The sequence below is a fragment of the Gottfriedia sp. S16(2024) genome (assembly GCF_050473765.1).
GTDB lineage: Bacteria > Bacillota > Bacilli > Bacillales > Bacillaceae_G > Gottfriedia.
In genome coordinates this window covers 1,133,085-1,156,707 of sequence record NZ_JBFLUO010000001.1, presented here as the reverse complement: position 1 = coordinate 1,156,707, position 23,623 = coordinate 1,133,085, and the positions used below count along the sequence as shown (strand labels likewise).

Genomic DNA, 23,623 nt, shown 5'->3' with positions numbered 1-23,623 from the left:
AACCTTTGCAAGCTGCAAAGGTTTTTTTGTTTTTCCATAAAATGCTTTGATGTATACTTCTAACTTTTTGTGTAAAATGAAAAAAGAAGCGCTATCAGAGGGGGATATTCACATGAATTATGAAATCTTTTCAAAAGTTATCAATTATACTACACCTTTCTTTAAATACTTTGTAGAAACGGTAAAAGAGAAAAAGAATGCCGTACTTCTTGAAAGTGGTCGTGACGGAAGATATTCAATTATGGCATCTAATCCTGTTGCGAAGTTATACGGAAAGCATAATAAATTAACGGTCGAAGAATGCTCAGGGAAAGTGGAGTATGAAGGGAATCCAATTGATTTAGCAAAGGAATATCTATCTAAATACACTACGGAAAAAAGAGATGACTTACCACCATTTCAAGGTGGAGCAATCGGTTATTTCACATATGACTGTAACCATTATATTGAAGACCTACCATCAATGGCTGAGGATGTCTACAATATTCCAGATGTTTATTTATTAATCTTCCATGAAGCGGTTATTTATGACCATCAAGAAAAACAATTATATTTTATTGTTATAGATGAAATGAAAAATGCTGATAAGGCACAAGAACGACTAGATTCTTTAGAAGAGTTCTTCATTAATGAAATAGAACAAATCGATTTATCTAAGAGAACTTCTACCGATGAGATTGAAAAAACAATCTATATGTCTGAACAAAAATTTACGGATGCTGTTGGAAATGTTAAAGAATATATCAGTGCGGGAGATGTATTCCAGGTGAATTTATCTGTACTACAATCTGAGACGCTTGTAACAGATCCATTGTATATATATGAACAACTTAGAGAAATAAATCCGTCACCATATATGTCCTATCTAGATTTTGAAGAGTTTCAAATTGTTAGTTGCTCTCCAGAGCTATTAGTAGCGAAACGTGACCAAGAAGTTTGGACAAGACCAATAGCAGGTACAAGGTCTCGTGGTAAAACAGTTGAAGAAGAACAACACCTGATGGAAGAACTACGTTCAAATGAAAAAGAACAAGCTGAGCATATTATGCTAGTTGATTTAGAGCGCAATGATTTAGGAAGAGTATGCGAATATGGAACTGTTGAAGTAGACGAACTATTAGTAATCGAAAAGTATTCGCATGTAATGCACCTTGTTTCAAATGTTAGAGGTGAGCTACAGAAGGGTAAGGATTCATTTGACCTATTAAAGGCAGTATTTCCCGGGGGAACAATTACAGGAGCTCCAAAAATTCGTACAATGGAAATTATTGAAGAACTAGAGCCAACCAAGCGTGGTATTTATACAGGTTCTGTTGGATGGATTAGCTTCACAGGAGATATGGAGTTAAACATTACGATTCGAACAATGATTACAAAAGACCAGCAAGCATTTGTACAAGCTGGTGCTGGTATTGTTATTGATTCTAATCCAAAACATGAGTACTTAGAAAGCCTTAAGAAAGCTCAAGCTTTATGGACAGCTAAGAAAGTAAGTGAAGAAAAAGCAAAGTTGGGTGGGAATGTAAAATGATATTAATGATTGATAACTATGATTCATTTACCTATAATCTAGTTCAATATTTAGGCGAATTAGGTGAAGAGTTAATTGTAAAACGAAATGATGAAATTACTTTAGAAGAAATCGAAGTATTAGCTCCATCTTATTTGATGATTTCACCAGGTCCTTGTACACCAAACGAAGCTGGAATCAGTTTAAAAGCCATTGAACACTTTGCTGGGAAAATCCCAATATTGGGCGTATGCCTAGGTCACCAATCAATCGCTCAAGTATTTGGAGGTGACGTAGTCCGTGCAGAACGCTTAATGCATGGAAAAACATCGGCAATTACACATGAAGGTTTAGGGTTATTTAATGACTTACCATCACCAATTGACGTTACACGATATCACTCTTTAATTGTTAAAAAAGAAACTTTCCCTGAGGAGCTAGAAATAACAGCTTGGACGAATGATGGAGAAATCATGGCATTAAAACATAAGACATTACCAATTGAAGGAGTACAATTTCATCCGGAATCGATTATGTCACAATTCGGCAAAGAAATGCTTAGAAACTTTTTACAAGCATATAAACCGTCTAGGAGTACAGTATGAAACTATATTTTAATGGAGAATTCTTGAACGATCATGAAGTGAAAATATCTCCATTTGATCATGGTTTTTTATATGGCTTAGGATTATTTGAAACATTTCGGATCTATAATGGGCATCCATTTTTATTATTTGATCATTTAAAGCGTTTAAGAAAGTCGTTATTAAACCTGAATATCGAGTGGAATTTGCTAGATGAGGAAATACGAACGATTTTAAATAGGTTAATTGAATTAAATGATTTACAAGACGCGTATATACGTTTGAATGTTTCAGCGGGTGATGGAGAAATAGGTTTATACACTGGTAAGTATTCGAATCCAAATACAATCATTTTTATTAAACCAATGCATGAAAGTAATATCTTAGAGAAAGAAGGGGTAATACTAAATACCCCTCGAAACTCTCCCGAAGGAAAAGAACGATTAAAGTCTCATCATTATTTAAATAATATTATCGGGAAAAAAGAGATCGGTAACTCACCAAGTATAGAAGGAATCTTTTTAAATAAAGATGGGTTTCTTTCAGAAGGTATTGTTTCAAATCTCTTCTTTATTAAACAAGATCGATTATATACACCACACGTTGATTCGGGAATCTTGAATGGGATAACGAGACAGTTTGTAATCCATTGGGCTAAATTAAAAGGGATTACAGTTGAAGAGGGCTTCTACACGGAGCAAGAGCTGTTAGAAGCGGATGAAATATTTATTTCAAACTCAATCCAAGAAATTATTCCCGTTACAGTAATTGGCGAGCGGAACTTTAATGTTAGTGAAAATAGCGTAATAAAGGATTTGCAAAAGGATTATAGACATCTTCGAAAATCCTTATTAAGCATGAATGAAATGGAAAGAAGTGAACGAGTGTGAGAAGAGCAACTAAACCTTTGATTTGTGGAAATTACTCATTACCAATTCAGAATGAAACAATTGTGATGGGGATTTTAAATGTAACTCCGGATTCATTTTCTGATGGTGGTCGATACAACGAAATTGAATTAGCAATACAACATGCAAAAAAGTTAATTGCTGATGGTGCGAAAATTATTGATGTAGGTGGGGAATCGACAAGGCCTGGAGCTGCAATAGTTGATGTAGACGAAGAGTTAAGAAGGGTAGTTCCGATTATTTCAGCATTATCTAAAGAAATTGATGTCCCAATTTCAATTGATACATATAAATCTGAAGTGGCAAAGCAAGCTGTTGAAGCAGGAGCTACAATCATTAATGATGTTTGGGGAGCAAAGAAAGATCCTAAAATTGCTGAAGTGGCTGCAGCGTATAATGTTCCGATTTGTTTAATGCACAATCGAACGGATGAAAACTATTATAGTTTAATGAGTGATCTTGTCTGTGATTTAGTAGAAAGTATTAATATTGCAAAACGCGCAGGTGTAAAGGATGAAATGATTATTTTGGATCCGGGTGTTGGTTTTGCAAAATCAGCAGAGCAGAATTTGGAAGTTTTAAACCAAATGGAGCAAATCAAAGCATTGGATTATCCAGTGTTACTTGGTACTTCTCGAAAAAGGTTTATAGGGGAGGTTCTTGGTACTGAAGTACATGAGCGAATGGAAGGTACAGGGGCTACAGTTTGTTTAGGTATTACGAAAGGTTGCGAAATTGTACGAGTACATGATGTATTAGCGATTTCCCGTATGACTAAAATGATGGATGCGATGTTAAAGATTGGAGTTAAAAATGGATAAAATTTATGTAACAGGTATGAGATTTTATGGATACCATGGTGTATTTAAAGAAGAGAAAACATTAGGGCAACGATTTAATGTTGACTTAATTGTCGAATTAGATACAAAAAAAGCAGGAGAAACAGATGATTTGGCGTATTCAGTAAGTTACGCAGACTTATTTAAAACCTGCGAAGAAGTAGTTCAAGGTCAGTCTTATGATTTAGTTGAATCAGTTGCTGAAGAGATTGCCAAACAAATATTAAATACATACGATTTAATTCAACAATGTACTGTAAAAGTCATAAAACCAGATCCACCAATACCAGGACATTATGATTTTGTAGCAGTTGAAATAACAAGAGGTCGCATATGAAAAATGAATCATATTTAAGTTTAGGAACAAATATAGGCGACCGAGAAGGTTTTCTTACAAAAGCTATTAGGGAATTAGTGGACCATCCCGACATTCAAGTAGAACAAATCTCTTCTATATATGAAACAGACCCAGTTGGTTACGTAGACCAAGATCCATTTTTAAATCTCGTTATTAAAATTTCTACCAATTTGACACCACTTCAATTACTTGATGTTACGCAAGGAATCGAACAAAACCTTGGTAGAAAAAGGGAATTACGTTGGGGTCCAAGAACAATAGACCTTGACATTTTACTCTATAATCACGAAGATATAGAAGTTGAGCACCTAAGAATACCGCACCCGAGAATGTTTGAAAGAAGCTTTGTATTAATCCCCTTAAAAGAAATTAATCAATCAATTAAGGTTGAAACTAAATTTTTAGAGGATAAAGGAGTTCGATTATGGAAGCTGAAAAGTGGGGTAGACGGATTAGGGCTTTTAGAAAATTAAAAGGTTTTACCCAAGAAGGCTTTGCAAAAAACCTTGGAGTTTCTGTTTCAGTGTTAGGTGAAGTTGAGCGAGGGAATCGTATGCCAACTGAACAGTTTTTGCATGATTGTGCAAAACAATTAAAAGTAAGTGTTGAGGAATTATCAATATAGGGTTTTATTGTAATAGAAGGAGGATGGGATGTGCTAAAAATTGGTGACATCGAGATGAAAAATCCCGTCGTATTAGCACCGATGGCTGGAGTTTGTAACTCAGCTTTCCGTTTAACAGTAAAAGAATTTGGTGCAGGTTTAGTATGCGCAGAAATGGTAAGTGATAAAGCTATTCTTCACAATAATAAGCGGACATTAGATATGCTTTATATGGATGAACGTGAAAAGCCATTAAGTTTACAAATTTTTGGTGGTGATAAATCAACATTAGTTGAAGCTGCTAAGTATGTTGACGAAAATACGAATGCAGATATTATTGATATTAATATGGGGTGTCCTGTTCCTAAGATTACAAAAGTGGACGCAGGAGCTAAATGGCTTTTAGACCCAAATAAAATTCATGAAATGGTATATGCTGTAGCACAGAATGTAAGTAAACCAGTTACAGTTAAAATGCGTCTTGGATGGGATGACGATCACATATATGTAGTAGATAATGCAAAAGCAGTTGAAGCAGCGGGTGGAAAAGCAGTTGCAATCCACGGACGAACTCGTTATCAAATGTATGAAGGGAAATCTGATTGGAGCTGGATTAAAGAAGTTAAAAATCAGGTTTCTATTCCGGTAATCGGTAATGGGGATGTGGAGACTCCTCAAGATGCCAAGCGTATGTTAGATGAAACAGGCTGTGATGGCGTAATGATTGGTCGTGCTGCTTTAGGGAATCCATGGATGATTTATCGTACAGTAAAATACTTGGAATCTGGTGTATTAATGCCTGAGCCAGAAGCACGTGAAAAAATTGATGTATGTTTATTGCATTTAGACCGTTTAATTGATTTGAAAAAAGAACATGTAGCTGTAATGGAAATGAGAAAACATGCAGCATGGTATTTAAAAGGTTTGAAAGGCACTGTATTAGTTCGAAATCAAATTAACGAGGTTAGTACTCGTGCTCAAATGGTTGAAGTATTAACAACATACGTTAATGAAGTGGAAGAAAAAATGAAAGCTGCTCAAGCTTTGTAAGTTTGACAGGTTTCGCTTGACAAAATATAATAAGTTATAGTAAACAAAACTGCCAGATCGAATTACTGGCAGTTTTTCTATTAAAATCATATTGTATTTAAATATTTATTGAATAATTACGTGGAGTTGAGAAAATGAGTCACGAAGAATTAAATGATCAAGCCCTTATACGTAGGGAGAAATTAAAAACACTTGAAGGAAAAGGTATCGATCCATTCGGTAAGAAGTTTGTGCGCACACATTCTTCAAACGATTTATTAGCACAATTTGACCAGTTTTCTAAGGAAGAATTAGAAGAAAAAGCGATTGTTGTTTCATTTGCAGGTCGAGTAATGACTAAACGTGGTAAAGGTAAAGCTGGATTTGCACATGTTCAAGATTTAAATGGACAAGTTCAAATCTATGTACGTAAAGATGCTGTAGGCGAAGAACAATATGAAATCTTTGATATTACTGATTTAGGTGATATTGTAGGTGTTTCTGGTGTGGTATTTAAAACGAATGTAGGGGAATTATCTATTAAAGTTAAAGAATATACATTCCTTTCAAAAGCGTTATTACCACTTCCTGATAAATTCCATGGTTTACAAGATGTTGAACAACGTTACCGTCAAAGATATTTAGATTTAATGAATATGGATAGCCGACAAACATTTATTGCTCGCAGTAAAATTATCCAATCTATGAGACGTTATTTAGATAGCCAAGGTTATTTAGAGGTTGAAACTCCTATGCTACATGCAATTGCAGGTGGAGCTTCTGCAAGACCATTTATCACTCATCATAACGCGCTTGATATGGAATTATATATGCGTATTGCAATTGAGCTACACTTAAAACGACTAATTGTAGGTGGACTTGAAAAGGTTTATGAAATTGGTCGCGTATTCCGTAATGAAGGTATTTCTACTCGTCATAATCCAGAGTTTACGATGATTGAATTATATGAAGCTTATGCTGATTATGCTGATATTATGGAACTTACTGAGAATCTAATTGCTCATATCGCTAAAGAAGTTTTAGGAACTACTACTATTCCTTATGGTGAGTACACGGTAAACCTAGAGCCAAAATGGACTAGACTTCATATGGTAGATGCGATTAAAGAAGCTTGTGGAGTAGATTTCTGGCCAGAGATGTCAGTTGAGCAAGCAAGAGAATATGCTAAAGAACATAATGTTGAAGTTAATGCGAATATGTCCGTTGGCCATATTATTAACGAATTCTTTGAACAAAAAGTTGAGGAAACGTTAATTCAACCTACATTTATTTATGGTCACCCTGTTGAAATTTCACCGCTAGCGAAAAAGAATGCTGACGATCCACGTTTTACTGATCGTTTTGAGTTATTTATTGTGGCGCGTGAACATGCTAATGCATTCACAGAGTTAAATGACCCAATTGACCAAAAAGAGCGTTTTGAAGCACAGCTTAAAGAACGTGAGCTTGGTAATGACGAAGCACATATGATGGATGATGATTACATCGAAGCATTAGAGCACGGTATGCCACCAACTGGTGGTCTAGGAATCGGTATTGATCGATTAGTTATGTTGTTAACTAATTCTCCTTCAATCCGTGACGTTCTATTGTTCCCGTTAATGAGACATAAGTAAGAAACTAACTGGCTAAAAGGGTACTTTTAGCCAGTTTTTTTTAAGATTGGATGTATCTTTTTAAAGGAATAAGGACATCATTTATTTATTGGAATCTGGTATAAACTATCTGAATAAAAAGAATTTAAATTTAGGTATTGTATTTTGTTTTTATAGGTGTTATATTATTAAACGTTGTCACGTTAATTCGAAACAACAACAAAAAAACTTTTAAAAAAACATTGACAACATTCGAAAGAAAATGTTAAGATGTTTAAGTCGCCTCAGAGCGATGAAGTGAACTTTGAAAACTAAACAAAACATGAAGTAAACGTCAATTATTAGTTTTTTGAGCAATACAAGATTTAAACTTAACTTTTATGGAGAGTTTGATCCTGGCTCAGGACGAACGCTGGCGGCGTGCCTAATACATGCAAGTCGAGCGGACTAATGGGAGCTTGCTCCCGTTAGTTAGCGGCGGACGGGTGAGTAACACGTGGGCAACCTACCTGTAAGACTGGGATAACTTCGGGAAACCGGAGCTAATACCGGATGACATAAAGGAACTCCTGTTCCTTTATTGAAAGATGGCTTTTAGCTATCACTTACAGATGGGCCCGCGGCGCATTAGCTAGTTGGTGAGGTAACGGCTCACCAAGGCGACGATGCGTAGCCGACCTGAGAGGGTGATCGGCCACACTGGGACTGAGACACGGCCCAGACTCCTACGGGAGGCAGCAGTAGGGAATCTTCCGCAATGGACGAAAGTCTGACGGAGCAACGCCGCGTGAGCGATGAAGGCCTTCGGGTCGTAAAGCTCTGTTGTTAGGGAAGAATAAGTGCTAGTTGAATAAGCTGGCACCTTGACGGTACCTAACCAGAAAGCCACGGCTAACTACGTGCCAGCAGCCGCGGTAATACGTAGGTGGCAAGCGTTGTCCGGAATTATTGGGCGTAAAGCGCGCGCAGGCGGTTTCTTAAGTCTGATGTGAAAGCCCCCGGCTCAACCGGGGAGGGTCATTGGAAACTGGGAAACTTGAGTGCAGAAGAGGAAAGTGGAATTCCAAGTGTAGCGGTGAAATGCGTAGAGATTTGGAGGAACACCAGTGGCGAAGGCGACTTTCTGGTCTGTAACTGACGCTGAGGCGCGAAAGCGTGGGGAGCAAACAGGATTAGATACCCTGGTAGTCCACGCTGTAAACGATGAGTGCTAAGTGTTAGAGGGTTTCCGCCCTTTAGTGCTGAAGTTAACGCATTAAGCACTCCGCCTGGGGAGTACGGTCGCAAGACTGAAACTCAAAGGAATTGACGGGGGCCCGCACAAGTGGTGGAGCATGTGGTTTAATTCGAAGCAACGCGAAGAACCTTACCAGGTCTTGACATCCTCTGACAACCCTAGAGATAGGGCTTTCCCTTCGGGGACAGAGTGACAGGTGGTGCATGGTTGTCGTCAGCTCGTGTCGTGAGATGTTGGGTTAAGTCCCGCAACGAGCGCAACCCTTGATCTTAGTTGCCAGCATTCAGTTGGGCACTCTAAGGTGACTGCCGGTGACAAACCGGAGGAAGGTGGGGATGACGTCAAATCATCATGCCCCTTATGACCTGGGCTACACACGTGCTACAATGGATAGTACAAAGGGTTGCAAGACCGCGAGGTGGAGCTAATCCCATAAAACTATTCTCAGTTCGGATTGTAGGCTGCAACTCGCCTACATGAAGCCGGAATCACTAGTAATCGCGGATCAGCATGCCGCGGTGAATACGTTCCCGGGCCTTGTACACACCGCCCGTCACACCACGAGAGTTTGTAACACCCGAAGTCGGTGGGGTAACCTTTTAGGGGCCAGCCGCCTAAGGTGGGACAGATGATTGGGGTGAAGTCGTAACAAGGTAGCCGTATCGGAAGGTGCGGCTGGATCACCTCCTTTCTATGGAGACATCATGAACCGATGGTTCATGTATGAAATGTTTCTTCATTGTTTTGTTTAGTTTTGAGAGTTCACTCTCAACTTTGTACCTTGAAAACTAGATAATGTCATTCATTAAACTGCGTAAGTTTAATTCAATTAGTTTTAAAATTAGTTAAGTTAGAAAGGGCGCACGGTGGATGCCTTGGCACTAGGAGTCGATGAAGGACGGGACTAACACCGATATGCTTCGGGGAGCTGTAAGTAAGCTTTGATCCGGAGATTTCCGAATGGGGGAACCCACTACTCGTAATGGAGTAGTATCTTTACCTGAATACATAGGGTACTGAGGACAGACCCAGGGAACTGAAACATCTAAGTACCTGGAGGAATAGAAAGCAATAGCGATTTCCTGAGTAGCGGCGAGCGAAACGGAAGATAGCCCAAACCAAGAGGCTTGCCTCTTGGGGTTGTAGGACACTCTATACGGAGTTACAAAGGAACGGGGTAAATGAAGCGACCTGGAAAGGTCCGTCAAAGAAGGTAAAAACCCTGTAGTTGAAACCTCGTTCCCTCTTGAGTGGATCCTGAGTACGGCGGAACACGTGAAATTCCGTCGGAATCTGGGAGGACCATCTCCCAAGGCTAAATACTACCTAGTGACCGATAGTGAACCAGTACCGTGAGGGAAAGGTGAAAAGCACCCCGGAAGGGGAGTGAAAGAGAACCTGAAACCGTGTGCTTACAAATAGTCAGAGCTCGTTAACGAGTGATGGCGTGCCTTTTGTAGAATGAACCGGCGAGTTACGATCCCGTGCAAGGTTAAGTTGAAGAGACGGAGCCGCAGCGAAAGCGAGTCTGAATAGGGCGATATAGTACGTGGTCGTAGACCCGAAACCGAGTGATCTACCCATGTCCAGGATGAAGTTCAGGTAACACTGAATGGAGGTCCGAACCCACGCACGTTGAAAAGTGCGGGGATGAGGTGTGGGTAGCGGAGAAATTCCAATCGAACTCGGAGATAGCTGGTTCTCCCCGAAATAGCTTTAGGGCTAGCCTTATGTGTTAGAGTCTTGGAGGTAGAGCACTGATTGGACTAGGGGCCCCCAACGGGTTACCGAATTCAGTCAAACTCCGAATGCCAATGACTTATCCATAGGAGTCAGACTACGAGTGATAAGATCCGTGGTCAAGAGGGAAACAGCCCAGACCGCCAGCTAAGGTCCCAAAGTATACGTTAAGTGGAAAAGGATGTGGAGTTGCTTAGACAACCAGGATGTTGGCTTAGAAGCAGCCACCATTTAAAGAGTGCGTAATAGCTCACTGGTCGAGTGACTCTGCGCCGAAAATGTAACGGGGCTAAACGTATCACCGAAGCTGCGGATTGATACCGTATGGTATCAGTGGTAGGGGAGCGTTCTAAGGGCGTTGAAGCTAGATCGTAAGGACTGGTGGAGCGCTTAGAAGTGAGAATGCCGGTATGAGTAGCGAAAGACGGGTGAGAATCCCGTCCACCGTATGCCTAAGGTTTCCTGGGGAAGGCTCGTCCTCCCAGGGTTAGTCAGGACCTAAGCCGAGGCCGAAAGGCGTAGGCGATGGACAACAGGTTGATATTCCTGTACCACCTCATTTCCGTTTGAGCAATGGAGGGACGCAGAAAGATAGGGTAAGCGCGCTGCTGGATATGCGCGTCCAAGCAATTAGGCTGATGTGTAGGCAAATCCGCACATCATAAGGCTGAGTTGTGATGGCGAGGGAAATATAGTACCGAAGTTCCTGATTCTACGCTGCCAAGAAAAGCTTCTAGCGAGGAAATAGGTGCCTGTACCGCAAACCGACACAGGTAGGCGAGGAGAGAATCCTAAGGTGAGCGAGAGAACTATGGTTAAGGAACTCGGCAAAATGACCCCGTAACTTCGGGAGAAGGGGTGCTCTTTTGGGTGTATGCCCGGGAGAGCCGCAGTGAAAAGGCCCAAGCGACTGTTTAGCAAAAACACAGGTCTCTGCGAAGCCGCAAGGCGAAGTATAGGGGCTGACGCCTGCCCGGTGCTGGAAGGTTAAGAGGAGGGGTTATCCCTTACGGGAGAAGCTCTGAATTGAAGCCCCAGTAAACGGCGGCCGTAACTATAACGGTCCTAAGGTAGCGAAATTCCTTGTCGGGTAAGTTCCGACCCGCACGAAAGGCGTAACGATTTGGGCACTGTCTCAACCATAGACTCGGTGAAATTATAGTACCTGTGAAGATGCAGGTTACCCGCGACAGGACGGAAAGACCCCGTGGAGCTTTACTGCAGCTTGATATTGAATTTTGGTACAGCTTGTACAGGATAGGTAGGAGCCTGAGAAGCCGGAGCGCTAGCTTCGGTGGAGGCGTCGGTGGGATACTACCCTGGCTGTATTGAAATTCTAACCTAGAGCCGTTATCCGGCTCGGAGACAGTGTCAGGTGGGCAGTTTGACTGGGGCGGTCGCCTCCTAAAGAGTAACGGAGGCGCCCAAAGGTTCCCTCAGAATGGTTGGAAATCATTCGAAGAGTGTAAAGGCATAAGGGAGCTTGACTGCGAGACCTACAAGTCGAGCAGGGACGAAAGTCGGGCTTAGTGATCCGGTGGTTCCGCATGGAAGGGCCATCGCTCAACGGATAAAAGCTACCCCGGGGATAACAGGCTTATCTCCCCCAAGAGTCCACATCGACGGGGAGGTTTGGCACCTCGATGTCGGCTCATCGCATCCTGGGGCTGTAGTCGGTCCCAAGGGTTGGGCTGTTCGCCCATTAAAGCGGTACGCGAGCTGGGTTCAGAACGTCGTGAGACAGTTCGGTCCCTATCCGTCGTGGGCGCAGGAAATTTGAGAGGAGCTGTCCTTAGTACGAGAGGACCGGGATGGACACACCGCTGGTGTACCAGTTGTTCTGCCAAGAGCATGGCTGGGTAGCTATGTGTGGAAGGGATAAGTGCTGAAAGCATCTAAGCATGAAGCCCCCCTCAAGATGAGATTTCCCATAGCGTTAAGCTAGTAAGACCCCTGAGAGACGATCAGGTTGATAGGTCAGAGGTGGAAGCGTGGTGACACGTGGAGCTGACTGATACTAATCGGTCGAGGACTTAACTAACAAGTTTGATAATGACATTATCTAGTTTTGAAGGTACAAAAATTATTATAAAAAAACTTCAAAAAAGTTATTGACTTTAGTAGATATTTTGATATAATAATTAATGTCCTAAAGAAAATGAATCAAGTGATGATAGCGAAGAGGTCACACCCGTTCCCATACCGAACACGGCAGTTAAGCTCTTCAGCGTCGATGGTAGTTGGGGGTTTCCCCCTGTGAGAGTAGAACGTCGCTTGGTTTGATGGAGGATTAGCTCAGCTGGGAGAGCACCTGCCTTACAAGCAGGGGGTCGGCGGTTCGAGCCCGTCATCCTCCACCATATGCCGACTTAGCTCAATTGGTAGAGCAACTGACTTGTAATCAGTAGGTTGGGGGTTCAAGTCCTCTAGTCGGCACTCTTTATGAGCCATTAGCTCAGTAGGTAGAGCATCTGACTTTTAATCAGAGGGTCGAAGGTTCGAATCCTTCATGGCTCACCATTTTCTAAAAAGAAAATATTTGCGGGTGTGGCGGAATTGGCAGACGCGCTAGACTTAGGATCTAGTACTTCGGTGTGGGGGTTCGAGTCCCTTCACCCGCACCATTTATCTTGTTAATCAGTATATGCGGAAGTAGTTCAGTGGTAGAATACAACCTTGCCAAGGTTGGGGTCGCGGGTTCGAACCCCGTCTTCCGCTCCATATATACTGCCGGGGTGGTGGAATGGCAGACACACAGGACTTAAAATCCTGCGGGGGTTGACCCCGTGCCGGTTCGAGTCCGGCCCTCGGTACCATTTTTATAATATGCGCCCGTAGCTCAATTGGATAGAGCGTTTGACTACGGATCAAAAGGTTATGGGTTCGAGTCCTTTCGGGCGCGCCATATTACGGGAAGTGGCTCAGCTTGGTAGAGCACCTGGTTTGGGACCAGGGGGTCGCAGGTTCAAATCCTGTCTTCCCGACCATTTCAATAAGGGGCCTTAGCTCAGCTGGGAGAGCGCCTGCCTTGCACGCAGGAGGTCAGCGGTTCGATCCCGCTAGGCTCCACCAAGATGATCTTTGAAAACTAAACAAAACATGAAGTAAACGTCAATTATTAGTTTTTTGAGCAATACAAGATTTAAACTTAACTTTTATGGAGAGTTTGATCCTGGCTCAGGACGAACGCTGGCGGCGTGCCTAATACATGCAAGTCGAGCGGACTAATGGGAGCTTGCTCCCGTTAGTTAGCGGCGGACGGGTGAGTAACACGTGGGCAACCTACCTGTAAGACTGGGATAACTTCGGGAAACCGGAGCTAATACCGGATGACATAAAGGAACTCCTGTTCCTTTATTGAAAGATGGCTTCGGCTATCACTTATAGATGGGCCCGCGGCGCATTAGCTAGTTGGTGAGGTAACGGCTCACCAAGGCGACGATGCGTAGCCGACCTGAGAGGGTGATCGGCCACACTGGGACTGAGACACGGCCCAGACTCCTACGGGAGGCAGCAGTAGGGAATCTTCCGCAATGGACGAAAGTCTGACGGAGCAACGCCGCGTGAGCGATGAAGGCCTTCGGGTCGTAAAGCTCTGTTGTTAGGGAAGAATAAGTGCTAGTTGAATAAGCTGGCACCTTGACGGTACCTAACCAGAAAGCCACGGCTAACTACGTGCCAGCAGCCGCGGTAATACGTAGGTGGCAAGCGTTGTCCGGAATTATTGGGCGTAAAGCGCGCGCAGGCGGTTTCTTAAGTCTGATGTGAAAGCCCCCGGCTCAACCGGGGAGGGTCATTGGAAACTGGGAAACTTGAGTGCAGAAGAGGAAAGTGGAATTCCAAGTGTAGCGGTGAAATGCGTAGAGATTTGGAGGAACACCAGTGGCGAAGGCGACTTTCTGGTCTGTAACTGACGCTGAGGCGCGAAAGCGTGGGGAGCAAACAGGATTAGATACCCTGGTAGTCCACGCTGTAAACGATGAGTGCTAAGTGTTAGAGGGTTTCCGCCCTTTAGTGCTGAAGTTAACGCATTAAGCACTCCGCCTGGGGAGTACGGTCGCAAGACTGAAACTCAAAGGAATTGACGGGGGCCCGCACAAGTGGTGGAGCATGTGGTTTAATTCGAAGCAACGCGAAGAACCTTACCAGGTCTTGACATCCTCTGACAACCCTAGAGATAGGGCTTTCCCTTCGGGGACAGAGTGACAGGTGGTGCATGGTTGTCGTCAGCTCGTGTCGTGAGATGTTGGGTTAAGTCCCGCAACGAGCGCAACCCTTGATCTTAGTTGCCAGCATTTAGTTGGGCACTCTAAGGTGACTGCCGGTGACAAACCGGAGGAAGGTGGGGATGACGTCAAATCATCATGCCCCTTATGACCTGGGCTACACACGTGCTACAATGGATAGTACAAAGGGTTGCAAGACCGCGAGGTGGAGCTAATCCCATAAAACTATTCTCAGTTCGGATTGTAGGCTGCAACTCGCCTACATGAAGCCGGAATCACTAGTAATCGCGGATCAGCATGCCGCGGTGAATACGTTCCCGGGCCTTGTACACACCGCCCGTCACACCACGAGAGTTTGTAACACCCGAAGTCGGTGGGGTAACCTTTTAGGGGCCAGCCGCCTAAGGTGGGACAGATGATTGGGGTGAAGTCGTAACAAGGTAGCCGTATCGGAAGGTGCGGCTGGATCACCTCCTTTCTATGGAGACATCATGAACCGATGGTTCATGTATGAAATGTTTCTTCATTGTTTTGTTTAGTTTTGAAGGATTATCCTTCTATTGTAGATATGGGCCTATAGCTCAGCTGGTTAGAGCGCACGCCTGATAAGCGTGAGGTCGATGGTTCGAGTCCATTTAGGCCCACCATATCTTTCTTTTTTTATGTTCGGGGCCTTAGCTCAGCTGGGAGAGCGCCTGCCTTGCACGCAGGAGGTCAGCGGTTCGATCCCGCTAGGCTCCACCATTTTTATTTTGTACCTTGAAAACTAGATAATGTCATTCATTAAACTGCGTAAGTTTAATTCAATTAGTTTTAAAATTAGTTAAGTTAGAAAGGGCGCACGGTGGATGCCTTGGCACTAGGAGTCGATGAAGGACGGGACTAACACCGATATGCTTCGGGGAGCTGTAAGTAAGCTTTGATCCGGAGATTTCCGAATGGGGGAACCCACTACTCGTAATGGAGTAGTATCTTTACCTGAATACATAGGGTACTGAGGACAGACCCAGGGAACTGAAACATCTAAGTACCTGGAGGAATAGAAAGCAATAGCGATTTCCTGAGTAGCGGCGAGCGAAACGGAAGATAGCCCAAACCAAGAGGCTTGCCTCTTGGGGTTGTAGGACACTCTATACGGAGTTACAAAGGAACGGGGTAAATGAAGCGACCTGGAAAGGTCCGTCAAAGAAGGTAAAAACCCTGTAGTTGAAACCTCGTTCCCTCTTGAGTGGATCCTGAGTACGGCGGAACACGTGAAATTCCGTCGGAATCTGGGAGGACCATCTCCCAAGGCTAAATACTACCTAGTGACCGATAGTGAACCAGTACCGTGAGGGAAAGGTGAAAAGCACCCCGGAAGGGGAGTGAAAGAGAACCTGAAACCGTGTGCTTACAAATAGTCAGAGCTCGTTAACGAGTGATGGCGTGCCTTTTGTAGAATGAACCGGCGAGTTACGATCCCGTGCAAGGTTAAGTTGAAGAGACGGAGCCGCAGCGAAAGCGAGTCTGAATAGGGCGATATAGTACGTGGTCGTAGACCCGAAACCGAGTGATCTACCCATGTCCAGGATGAAGTTCAGGTAACACTGAATGGAGGTCCGAACCCACGCACGTTGAAAAGTGCGGGGATGAGGTGTGGGTAGCGGAGAAATTCCAATCGAACTCGGAGATAGCTGGTTCTCCCCGAAATAGCTTTAGGGCTAGCCTTATGTGTTAGAGTCTTGGAGGTAGAGCACTGATTGGACTAGGGGCCCCCAACGGGTTACCGAATTCAGTCAAACTCCGAATGCCAATGACTTATCCATAGGAGTCAGACTACGAGTGATAAGATCCGTGGTCAAGAGGGAAACAGCCCAGACCGCCAGCTAAGGTCCCAAAGTATACGTTAAGTGGAAAAGGATGTGGAGTTGCTTAGACAACCAGGATGTTGGCTTAGAAGCAGCCACCATTTAAAGAGTGCGTAATAGCTCACTGGTCGAGTGACTCTGCGCCGAAAATGTAACGGGGCTAAACGTATCACCGAAGCTGCGGATTGATACCGTATGGTATCAGTGGTAGGGGAGCGTTCTAAGGGCGTTGAAGCTAGATCGTAAGGACTGGTGGAGCGCTTAGAAGTGAGAATGCCGGTATGAGTAGCGAAAGACGGGTGAGAATCCCGTCCACCGTATGCCTAAGGTTTCCTGGGGAAGGCTCGTCCTCCCAGGGTTAGTCAGGACCTAAGCCGAGGCCGAAAGGCGTAGGCGATGGACAACAGGTTGATATTCCTGTACCACCTCATTTCCGTTTGAGCAATGGAGGGACGCAGAAAGATAGGGTAAGCGCGCTGCTGGATATGCGCGTCCAAGCAATTAGGCTGATGTGTAGGCAAATCCGCACATCATAAGGCTGAGTTGTGATGGCGAGGGAAATATAGTACCGAAGTTCCTGATTCTACGCTGCCAAGAAAAGCTTCTAGCGAGGAAATAGGTGCCTGTACCGCAAACCGACACAGGTAGGCGAGGAGAGAATCCTAAGGTGAGCGAGAGAACTATGGTTAAGGAACTCGGCAAAATGACCCCGTAACTTCGGGAGAAGGGGTGCTCTTTTGGGTGTATGCCCGGGAGAGCCGCAGTGAAAAGGCCCAAGCGACTGTTTAGCAAAAACACAGGTCTCTGCGAAGCCGCAAGGCGAAGTATAGGGGCTGACGCCTGCCCGGTGCTGGAAGGTTAAGAGGAGGGGTTATCCCTTACGGGAGAAGCTCTGAATTGAAGCCCCAGTAAACGGCGGCCGTAACTATAACGGTCCTAAGGTAGCGAAATTCCTTGTCGGGTAAGTTCCGACCCGCACGAAAGGCGTAACGATTTGGGCACTGTCTCAACCATAGACTCGGTGAAATTATAGTACCTGTGAAGATGCAGGTTACCCGCGACAGGACGGAAAGACCCCGTGGAGCTTTACTGCAGCTTGATATTGAATTTTGGTACAGCTTGTACAGGATAGGTAGGAGCCTGAGAAGCCGGAGCGCTAGCTTCGGTGGAGGCGTCGGTGGGATACTACCCTGGCTGTATTGAAATTCTAACCTAGAGCCGTTATCCGGCTCGGAGACAGTGTCAGGTGGGCAGTTTGACTGGGGCGGTCGCCTCCTAAAGAGTAACGGAGGCGCCCAAAGGTTCCCTCAGAATGGTTGGAAATCATTCGAAGAGTGTAAAGGCATAAGGGAGCTTGACTGCGAGACCTACAAGTCGAGCAGGGACGAAAGTCGGGCTTAGTGATCCGGTGGTTCCGCATGGAAGGGCCATCGCTCAACGGATAAAAGCTACCCCGGGGATAACAGGCTTATCTCCCCCAAGAGTCCACATCGACGGGGAGGTTTGGCACCTCGATGTCGGCTCATCGCATCCTGGGGCTGTAGTCGGTCCCAAGGGTTGGGCTGTTCGCCCATTAAAGCGGTACGCGAGCTGGGTTCAGAACGTCGTGAGACAGTTCGGTCCCTATCCGTCGTGGGCGCAGGAAATTTGAGAGGAGCTGTCCTTAGTACGAGAGGACCGGGATGGACACACCGCTGGTGTACCAGTTGTTCTGCCAAGAGCATGGCTGGGTAGCTATGTGTGGAAGGGATAAGTGCTGAAAGCATCTAAGCATGAAGCCCCCCTCAAGATGAGATTTCCCATAGCGTTAAGCTAGTAAGACCCCTGAGAGACGATCAGGTTGATAGGTCAGAGGTGGAAGCGTGGTGACACGTGGAGCTGACTGATACTAATCGGTCGAGGACTTAACTAACTAGTTTGATAATGACATTATCTAGTTTTGAGGGTACGAAGTACAACTCTATAAATCAGGTGATTATGGCAAAGAGGTCACACCCGTTCCCATACCGAACACGGCAGTTAAGCTCTTTTGCGTCGATGGTAGTTGGGGGTTTCCCCCTGTGAGAGTAGAACGTCGCCTGGTAACCGAAAACATCAGCTTTTAGGCTGATGTTTTTTTTGTTATCTTAAAATGCTTAAAGGATCAAACGAAATAGTTCAAGTTAATAATTTTTTTAATAAAAGTATAAAGGAAAAAAAGCTTCTTAAAAGAATTGTATAACATATATATTTATATACTGATAAAGAAAAATCGCCAATTGACGAGCCTTTAGGCAAAGATAGCACTTATACTTAATACCCAAAACTGGAAAATATGTCAATTTTTCTCCTAGGCTACCAATTTATACTTTCTTAATGTACAAAAAAAGATTAAGAGCTGTATCGTTTGGAAAAAATGGTAAAGAGATAATAGTTGAAATTTTTCATGAAAGGAATATAATAATAGTCAAAGATAGTCAAAGTCAGTAAAGGTGGTAAATAGATGAAGAATATATCAGATATTATTGAACAATATCTAATGCACTACTTTGACATATCCGATAAAGATTATGTCGAGATAAAAAGAAGTGAAATAGCAAATAAATTTGATTGTGTACCTTCTCAAATAAATTATGTAATAAATACTAGATTTACACTAGAAAGAGGATATGTAGTAGAAAGTAAACGCGGCGGTGGAGGGTATATTCGAATTATTAAAGTGCAATTTCATGATAAAGCGAGCGTAATTGATCAAATATTAAGTAGCTTTACTAATAATATTGCACAGTCTAGCTCGGAGGACTATATTCGTCTACTACTTGAAAAGAGTGTAATTACAGGGCGAGAAGCAAAAATGATGTTAAGTGTATTAGATCGTTCAGTAATAATGGTTAATTTACCTTATCGAGACGAGTTAAGAGCAAGAATGTTCAAGGCAATGCTAAGAAGTTTAAAGTATAAATAGAATATGGAGGTTGCCCATTATGATTTGTCAAGAATGTCAAGAGCGTCCGGCAACATTACACTATTCTAAAATTATTAATGGTGAGAAAACAGATATTCACTTATGTGAGAAATGCGCAAATGAATCGAACAATAAATATATTTTTTCTGAAATAGGTGGTTATTCTGTAAATGATTTGTTAGCTGGATTGTTTAAAGGTAATACTGGTATTTATGAAATGAAGAAAAATAAATTTCATCAAGATTCCCATATTGAATGTCCTAGATGTAAGATGACTTTTCAAAAGTTTACTAAAATTGGTCGTTTAGGTTGTTCAACTTGTTATGAAACATTTATGGATCAGATGAAACCAATTGTTAAAAGAATTCATAGCGGTAATGTATCTCATACAGGGAAAATACCTCAAAAGATTAATGGTGAGATCTCCTTAAAAAGAAAGCTACAAGACTTGAAATCTCAAATGAAAAATTTTATTGAAAAGGAAGATTTTGAGCAAGCAATTAAAATTCGGGATGAAATTCGTGAAATTGAAAAAGATTTACAAGCCCTTCAAAAGGAGGTGGAGTAAGTTACATGTCTATTAATCGAATTATAAATGAAGCCATCAGTCCTTGGATGAAACAAGAAGGTCCGGACGATGATATCGTTTTAAGTAGTCGTATTAGGCTCGCTAGAAATTTTAGTGCATATTTGTATCCAACTTTACTTAGTCAAGACAAGGCTAAAGAAATTTGTCATTTAGTTAAACATTATTTTGAAGGTAGTACAGCTTTACCAAACGGACCTTTTGAATATATTGAAATTAATAAGTTAGAACCAGTAGAGAAAAGAGTATTAATTGAAAAACACTTAATAAGTCCTAATTTAGTTCAAGAGTCGGTACATGGTGCATGTATATTATCTCAGGACGAACAAATTAGCATTATGATTAATGAAGAAGACCATTTAAGAATTCAAGCTCTATTTCCAGGTTTACAACTTAGAGAGGCACTTACTCAAGCGAATCATATTGATAATTATATAGAGAGTCAGCTTGAATATGCTTTTGATGAAACAATTGGTTATTTAACCAGCTGTCCTACTAATGTTGGTACCGGATTAAGGGCCTCAGTGATGATGCATCTTCCAGCACTGGTCATCACGAAACAATTTGACCGCCTCATTCCTACTATTAATCAACTTGGTTTAGTAGTAAGAGGAATTTATGGCGAAGGTAGCGAAGCATTAGGTAATATCTTTCAGATTTCGAATCAAATAACACTAGGGAAATCGGAAGAAGAAATTATAGAAGATTTAACCACAATTGTACAACAACTGATCAAACACGAGAAATCAGCAAGGGATGCACTTGCAAGAACTTCTTTAATTCTTTTAGAAGATCGAGTTTTTCGTTCTCTAGGTACATTGAAATACGGAAGAATAATAGAAACAAAGGAAAGTGCTAAGTGTTTATCAGATGTACAATTAGGGATTGATTTAGGTTTAATTGATGGTTTATCTAAAAACTTTTTACATGAATTAATGATATTAACTCAACCAGGTATTTTACAACAGCATGTAGGTGATCAGCTTACTCCCGAAGAAAGGGATATTAAAAGAGCGTCACTAATACGCGAAAGATTATCTAACAAAAATAACTAATTATATGGGAGGAACCAATTATGATGTTTGGTCGATTTACAGAACGTGCTCAAAAAGTATTAGCTCTTTCTCAAGAAGAGGCAATCCGAATTGGACACTCAAATATAGGTACAGAACATATTTTACTAGGACTTGTTCGAGAGGGAGAAGGCATTGCTGCTAAGGCATTACTTGCACTTGGATTAAGCCCAGAGAAAGTTCAACAAGAAGTGGAAACATTAATAGGACGTGGTCAAGGAGTTGCTCAAACTGTACACTACACTCCTAGAGCTAAAAAAGTGATTGAATTATCAATGGATGAGGCTCGCAAATTAGGGCATTCATATGTAGGAACAGAGCACATCCTTTTAGGACTAATTCGAGAAGGTGAAGGTGTAGCAGCAAGAGTATTAAATAATCTTGGTGTTAGCTTAAATAAAGCTCGTCAACAAGTTCTCCAATTATTAGGTAGCAATGAAAGCTCGTCTAATCATCAAAATGGCTCTGCTAATCAAGCAAACACACCGACATTAGACAGCTTAGCTCGTGATTTAACAGTATCGGCTAGAGAGGGTCGCTTAGATCCTGTAATCGGACGTGGTAAAGAAATTCAGCGAGTAATTGAAGTGTTAAGCCGACGAACTAAGAATAATCCAGTATTAATTGGTGAGCCTGGTGTAGGTAAAACGGCTATTGCAGAAGGATTAGCTCAACAAATTGTTAATAATGAAGTACCAGAGATTTTAAGAGATAAACGAGTAATGACACTTGATATGGGTACTGTTGTAGCTGGAACTAAGTACCGTGGTGAATTTGAAGATCGTCTGAAAAAGGTAATGGACGAAATTCGTCAAGCTGGTAATATTATTCTTTTCATTGATGAACTTCATACACTAATCGGTGCAGGTGGGGCGGAAGGTGCAATTGATGCATCTAACATCTTAAAGCCATCATTAGCACGTGGTGAGCTACAATGTATCGGTGCAACAACAATTGATGAATACCGTAAATATATCGAAAAAGATGCTGCGCTAGAGCGTCGATTCCAACCAATTCAAGTTGATCAGCCGAGTGTAGAGGAGTCAATTCAAATTCTTCAAGGCTTACGTGACCGTTATGAGGCACATCATAGAGTATCAATTTCTGACCAGTCAATTATTGAGGCTGTAAAACTATCTGATCGATACATTACAGACCGTTTCTTACCGGATAAAGCAATTGATGTTATTGACGAGGCAGGTTCTAAAGTACGACTACGTAGCTTTACTACACCGCCAAATTTAAAAGAATTAGAATTAAAATTAGAGGAAGTTCGTAAAGAGAAAGATGCAGCTGTTCAAAGTCAAGAATTTGAAAAAGCAGCATCATTAAGAGACTCAGAACAAAGATTACGTGAACAATTAGAAGATACGAAACGCCAATGGAAAGAGAAACAAGGTAAAGAAAATTCTGAAGTAACTGTAGAGGATATAGCGAATGTTGTATCATCATGGACGAATATTCCAGTTACAAAACTTGCTCAAACAGAGGCAGATAAATTGTTAAATATGGAAAGTGTTCTTCATAAACGAGTAATTGGTCAAGAAGAAGCAGTAGTAGCAGTTTCTAAAGCTGTACGACGTGCAAGAGCTGGATTAAAAGATCCAAAACGCCCAATTGGTTCATTTATTTTCTTAGGTCCTACAGGGGTAGGTAAAACAGAGTTAGCTCGAGCATTAGCTGAAACAATTTTCGGCGATGAAGATGCGATGATTCGTATTGATATGTCAGAGTATATGGAAAAACACGCAACATCTCGTTTAGTAGGGGCACCTCCAGGTTATGTAGGATATGATGAAGGTGGTCAATTAACTGAGAAAGTTAGACGTAAACCTTACTCAGTAATTCTATTAGATGAAATTGAGAAAGCTCATCCAGATGTATTTAATATCCTACTTCAAGTATTAGAAGACGGTCGATTAACTGATTCAAAAGGCCGCACAGTTGACTTTAGAAACACACTTGTTATCATGACATCCAACGTTGGAGCAAGTGCTTTAAAAACAAATAAGTATGTTGGATTTAATATTAACGATGGCGAAAAAGATTACAAAGATATGAAAGGAAAAGTATTAGAGGAACTGAAAAAAGCATTCCGTCCTGAATTCCTAAACCGTATCGATGAAACAATCGTTTTCCATTCATTAGAGAAGAAACATATTAAAGAAATTGTTCACTTAATGGTTAATAGCTTAACTAAGCGTTTAAAAGAACAAGAAATTGAACTAGAATTATCAGATGCAGCAATTGATAAAATTTCAGATGAAGGATTCGATGCTGAGTATGGTGCTCGTCCATTAAGAAGAGCAATTCAAAAACAAGTAGAGGATCGTTTATCCGAAGAATTATTAAAAGGTAATGTTGAAAAAGGCCGAAAAGTTATTCTTGATGTAAAGGATAATGAATATTTGATAATACCGGCAGCTGAAACTGTAAATCAATAAACAATTACAAAGTTCATACCTTTTATGAAGGATAATTGAACAAATTAATTGTAAAGTTATCTAATTTGTGAAAAAGGG

General features: G+C 42.1%; 13 protein-coding genes, 11 tRNA genes and 6 rRNA genes. All 30 read left to right on the top strand.

Going from position 1 to position 23,623, the window contains the following annotated elements; translation table 11 throughout:
- Positions 1-112 precede the first annotated feature (112 nt).
- The 30 genes from AB1282_RS05530 to clpC all read left to right on the top strand — a co-directional run bounded on the left by AB1282_RS05530 (position 113) and on the right by clpC (position 23,545).
- Positions 113-1,531, top strand: coding sequence for an anthranilate synthase component I family protein (locus tag AB1282_RS05530; protein WP_429898675.1), 1,419 nt, complete (start codon positions 113-115; stop codon positions 1,529-1,531).
- The gene (pabA, locus tag AB1282_RS05525) at positions 1,528-2,115 is read left to right on the top strand and encodes an aminodeoxychorismate/anthranilate synthase component II (protein WP_056474418.1); all 588 of its coding nucleotides are present in this window, start codon (positions 1,528-1,530) and stop codon (positions 2,113-2,115) included. Before AB1282_RS05530 ends, pabA begins: the two co-directional genes overlap by 4 nt.
- Entirely contained in the window at positions 2,112-2,984 is an 873-nt protein-coding gene (gene pabC / locus AB1282_RS05520; RefSeq protein ID WP_429898674.1) for an aminodeoxychorismate lyase, read from the top strand. Before pabA ends, pabC begins: the two co-directional genes overlap by 4 nt.
- The gene (folP, locus tag AB1282_RS05515) at positions 2,981-3,823 is read left to right on the top strand and encodes a dihydropteroate synthase (RefSeq protein ID WP_335413057.1); all 843 of its coding nucleotides are present in this window, start codon (positions 2,981-2,983) and stop codon (positions 3,821-3,823) included. Before pabC ends, folP begins: the two co-directional genes overlap by 4 nt.
- Positions 3,816-4,178: a dihydroneopterin aldolase gene (gene folB / locus AB1282_RS05510; RefSeq protein WP_056474411.1), complete on the top strand. Its 363-nt coding sequence runs from the start codon at positions 3,816-3,818 to the stop codon at positions 4,176-4,178. Before folP ends, folB begins: the two co-directional genes overlap by 8 nt.
- Positions 4,175-4,672, top strand: a complete 498-nt coding sequence (folK, locus tag AB1282_RS05505; RefSeq protein ID WP_056474408.1) for a 2-amino-4-hydroxy-6-hydroxymethyldihydropteridine diphosphokinase — start codon at positions 4,175-4,177, stop codon at positions 4,670-4,672. The genes folB and folK overlap by 4 nt, the downstream gene beginning before the upstream one ends.
- Positions 4,624-4,824 carry a helix-turn-helix domain-containing protein gene (locus tag AB1282_RS05500; RefSeq protein WP_056474403.1) on the top strand — a complete coding sequence of 67 codons (201 nt, stop codon included), beginning with the start codon at positions 4,624-4,626 and terminating at the stop codon, positions 4,822-4,824. The genes folK and AB1282_RS05500 overlap by 49 nt, the downstream gene beginning before the upstream one ends.
- A 30-nt stretch (positions 4,825-4,854) precedes the next feature.
- Positions 4,855-5,853, top strand: a complete 999-nt coding sequence (gene dusB, locus AB1282_RS05495; protein ID WP_056474399.1) for a tRNA dihydrouridine synthase DusB — start codon at positions 4,855-4,857, stop codon at positions 5,851-5,853.
- 134 nt (positions 5,854-5,987) lie between these two features.
- Positions 5,988-7,469 carry a lysine--tRNA ligase gene (gene lysS / locus AB1282_RS05490; RefSeq protein ID WP_056474397.1) on the top strand — a complete coding sequence of 494 codons (1,482 nt, stop codon included), beginning with the start codon at positions 5,988-5,990 and terminating at the stop codon, positions 7,467-7,469.
- A 356-nt stretch (positions 7,470-7,825) separates the two neighbouring features.
- Positions 7,826-9,376: ribosomal RNA gene (locus AB1282_RS05485) — 16S ribosomal RNA — on the top strand.
- A gap of 152 nt (positions 9,377-9,528) precedes the next feature.
- Positions 9,529-12,466, top strand: a 23S ribosomal RNA gene (locus tag AB1282_RS05480).
- Positions 12,467-12,588: 122 nt separating this feature from the next.
- Positions 12,589-12,704: ribosomal RNA gene (rrf, locus tag AB1282_RS05475) — 5S ribosomal RNA — on the top strand.
- Positions 12,705-12,709: 5 nt separating this feature from the next.
- Positions 12,710-12,785: transfer RNA gene (locus AB1282_RS05470), tRNA-Val, on the top strand.
- A 3-nt stretch (positions 12,786-12,788) separates the two neighbouring features.
- Positions 12,789-12,861: transfer RNA gene (locus AB1282_RS05465), tRNA-Thr, on the top strand.
- Positions 12,862-12,869: 8 nt separating this feature from the next.
- Positions 12,870-12,945 (top strand) — tRNA-Lys (locus AB1282_RS05460).
- 21 nt (positions 12,946-12,966) lie between these two features.
- Positions 12,967-13,049 (top strand) — tRNA-Leu (locus tag AB1282_RS05455).
- Positions 13,050-13,071: 22 nt separating this feature from the next.
- Positions 13,072-13,146, top strand: a tRNA-Gly gene (locus AB1282_RS05450).
- Positions 13,147-13,154: 8 nt separating this feature from the next.
- Positions 13,155-13,241, top strand: a tRNA-Leu gene (locus AB1282_RS05445).
- A 12-nt stretch (positions 13,242-13,253) separates the two neighbouring features.
- Positions 13,254-13,330: transfer RNA gene (locus AB1282_RS05440), tRNA-Arg, on the top strand.
- 5 nt (positions 13,331-13,335) lie between these two features.
- A tRNA-Pro gene (locus AB1282_RS05435) sits at positions 13,336-13,412 on the top strand.
- Positions 13,413-13,421: 9 nt separating this feature from the next.
- Positions 13,422-13,497 (top strand) — tRNA-Ala (locus AB1282_RS05430).
- Between the two features lie 82 nt (positions 13,498-13,579).
- A 16S ribosomal RNA gene (locus AB1282_RS05425) occupies positions 13,580-15,129 on the top strand.
- 92 nt (positions 15,130-15,221) lie between these two features.
- Positions 15,222-15,298: transfer RNA gene (locus tag AB1282_RS05420), tRNA-Ile, on the top strand.
- Between the two features lie 21 nt (positions 15,299-15,319).
- Positions 15,320-15,395: transfer RNA gene (locus AB1282_RS05415), tRNA-Ala, on the top strand.
- Between the two features lie 77 nt (positions 15,396-15,472).
- A 23S ribosomal RNA gene (locus AB1282_RS05410) occupies positions 15,473-18,410 on the top strand.
- Between the two features lie 55 nt (positions 18,411-18,465).
- Positions 18,466-18,581: ribosomal RNA gene (gene rrf / locus AB1282_RS05405) — 5S ribosomal RNA — on the top strand.
- The 16S, 23S and 5S rRNA genes sit together here with 11 tRNA genes alongside, the layout of an rRNA operon.
- A 399-nt stretch (positions 18,582-18,980) precedes the next feature.
- Positions 18,981-19,442, top strand: coding sequence for a CtsR family transcriptional regulator (locus AB1282_RS05400; protein WP_056467317.1), 462 nt, complete (start codon positions 18,981-18,983; stop codon positions 19,440-19,442).
- 19 nt (positions 19,443-19,461) lie between these two features.
- On the top strand, positions 19,462-20,010 hold the full coding sequence (locus AB1282_RS05395) for a UvrB/UvrC motif-containing protein (RefSeq protein WP_056467320.1): 549 nt from the start codon (positions 19,462-19,464) through the stop codon (positions 20,008-20,010).
- A 5-nt stretch (positions 20,011-20,015) separates the two neighbouring features.
- Positions 20,016-21,083 (top strand): protein arginine kinase, encoded by a 1,068-nt coding sequence (locus tag AB1282_RS05390; protein WP_056467323.1) that lies wholly within the window; start codon positions 20,016-20,018, stop codon positions 21,081-21,083.
- Between the two features lie 20 nt (positions 21,084-21,103).
- Entirely contained in the window at positions 21,104-23,545 is a 2,442-nt protein-coding gene (gene clpC / locus AB1282_RS05385; protein WP_056467326.1) for an ATP-dependent protease ATP-binding subunit ClpC, read from the top strand.
- Positions 23,546-23,623: the final 78 nt, after the last annotated feature.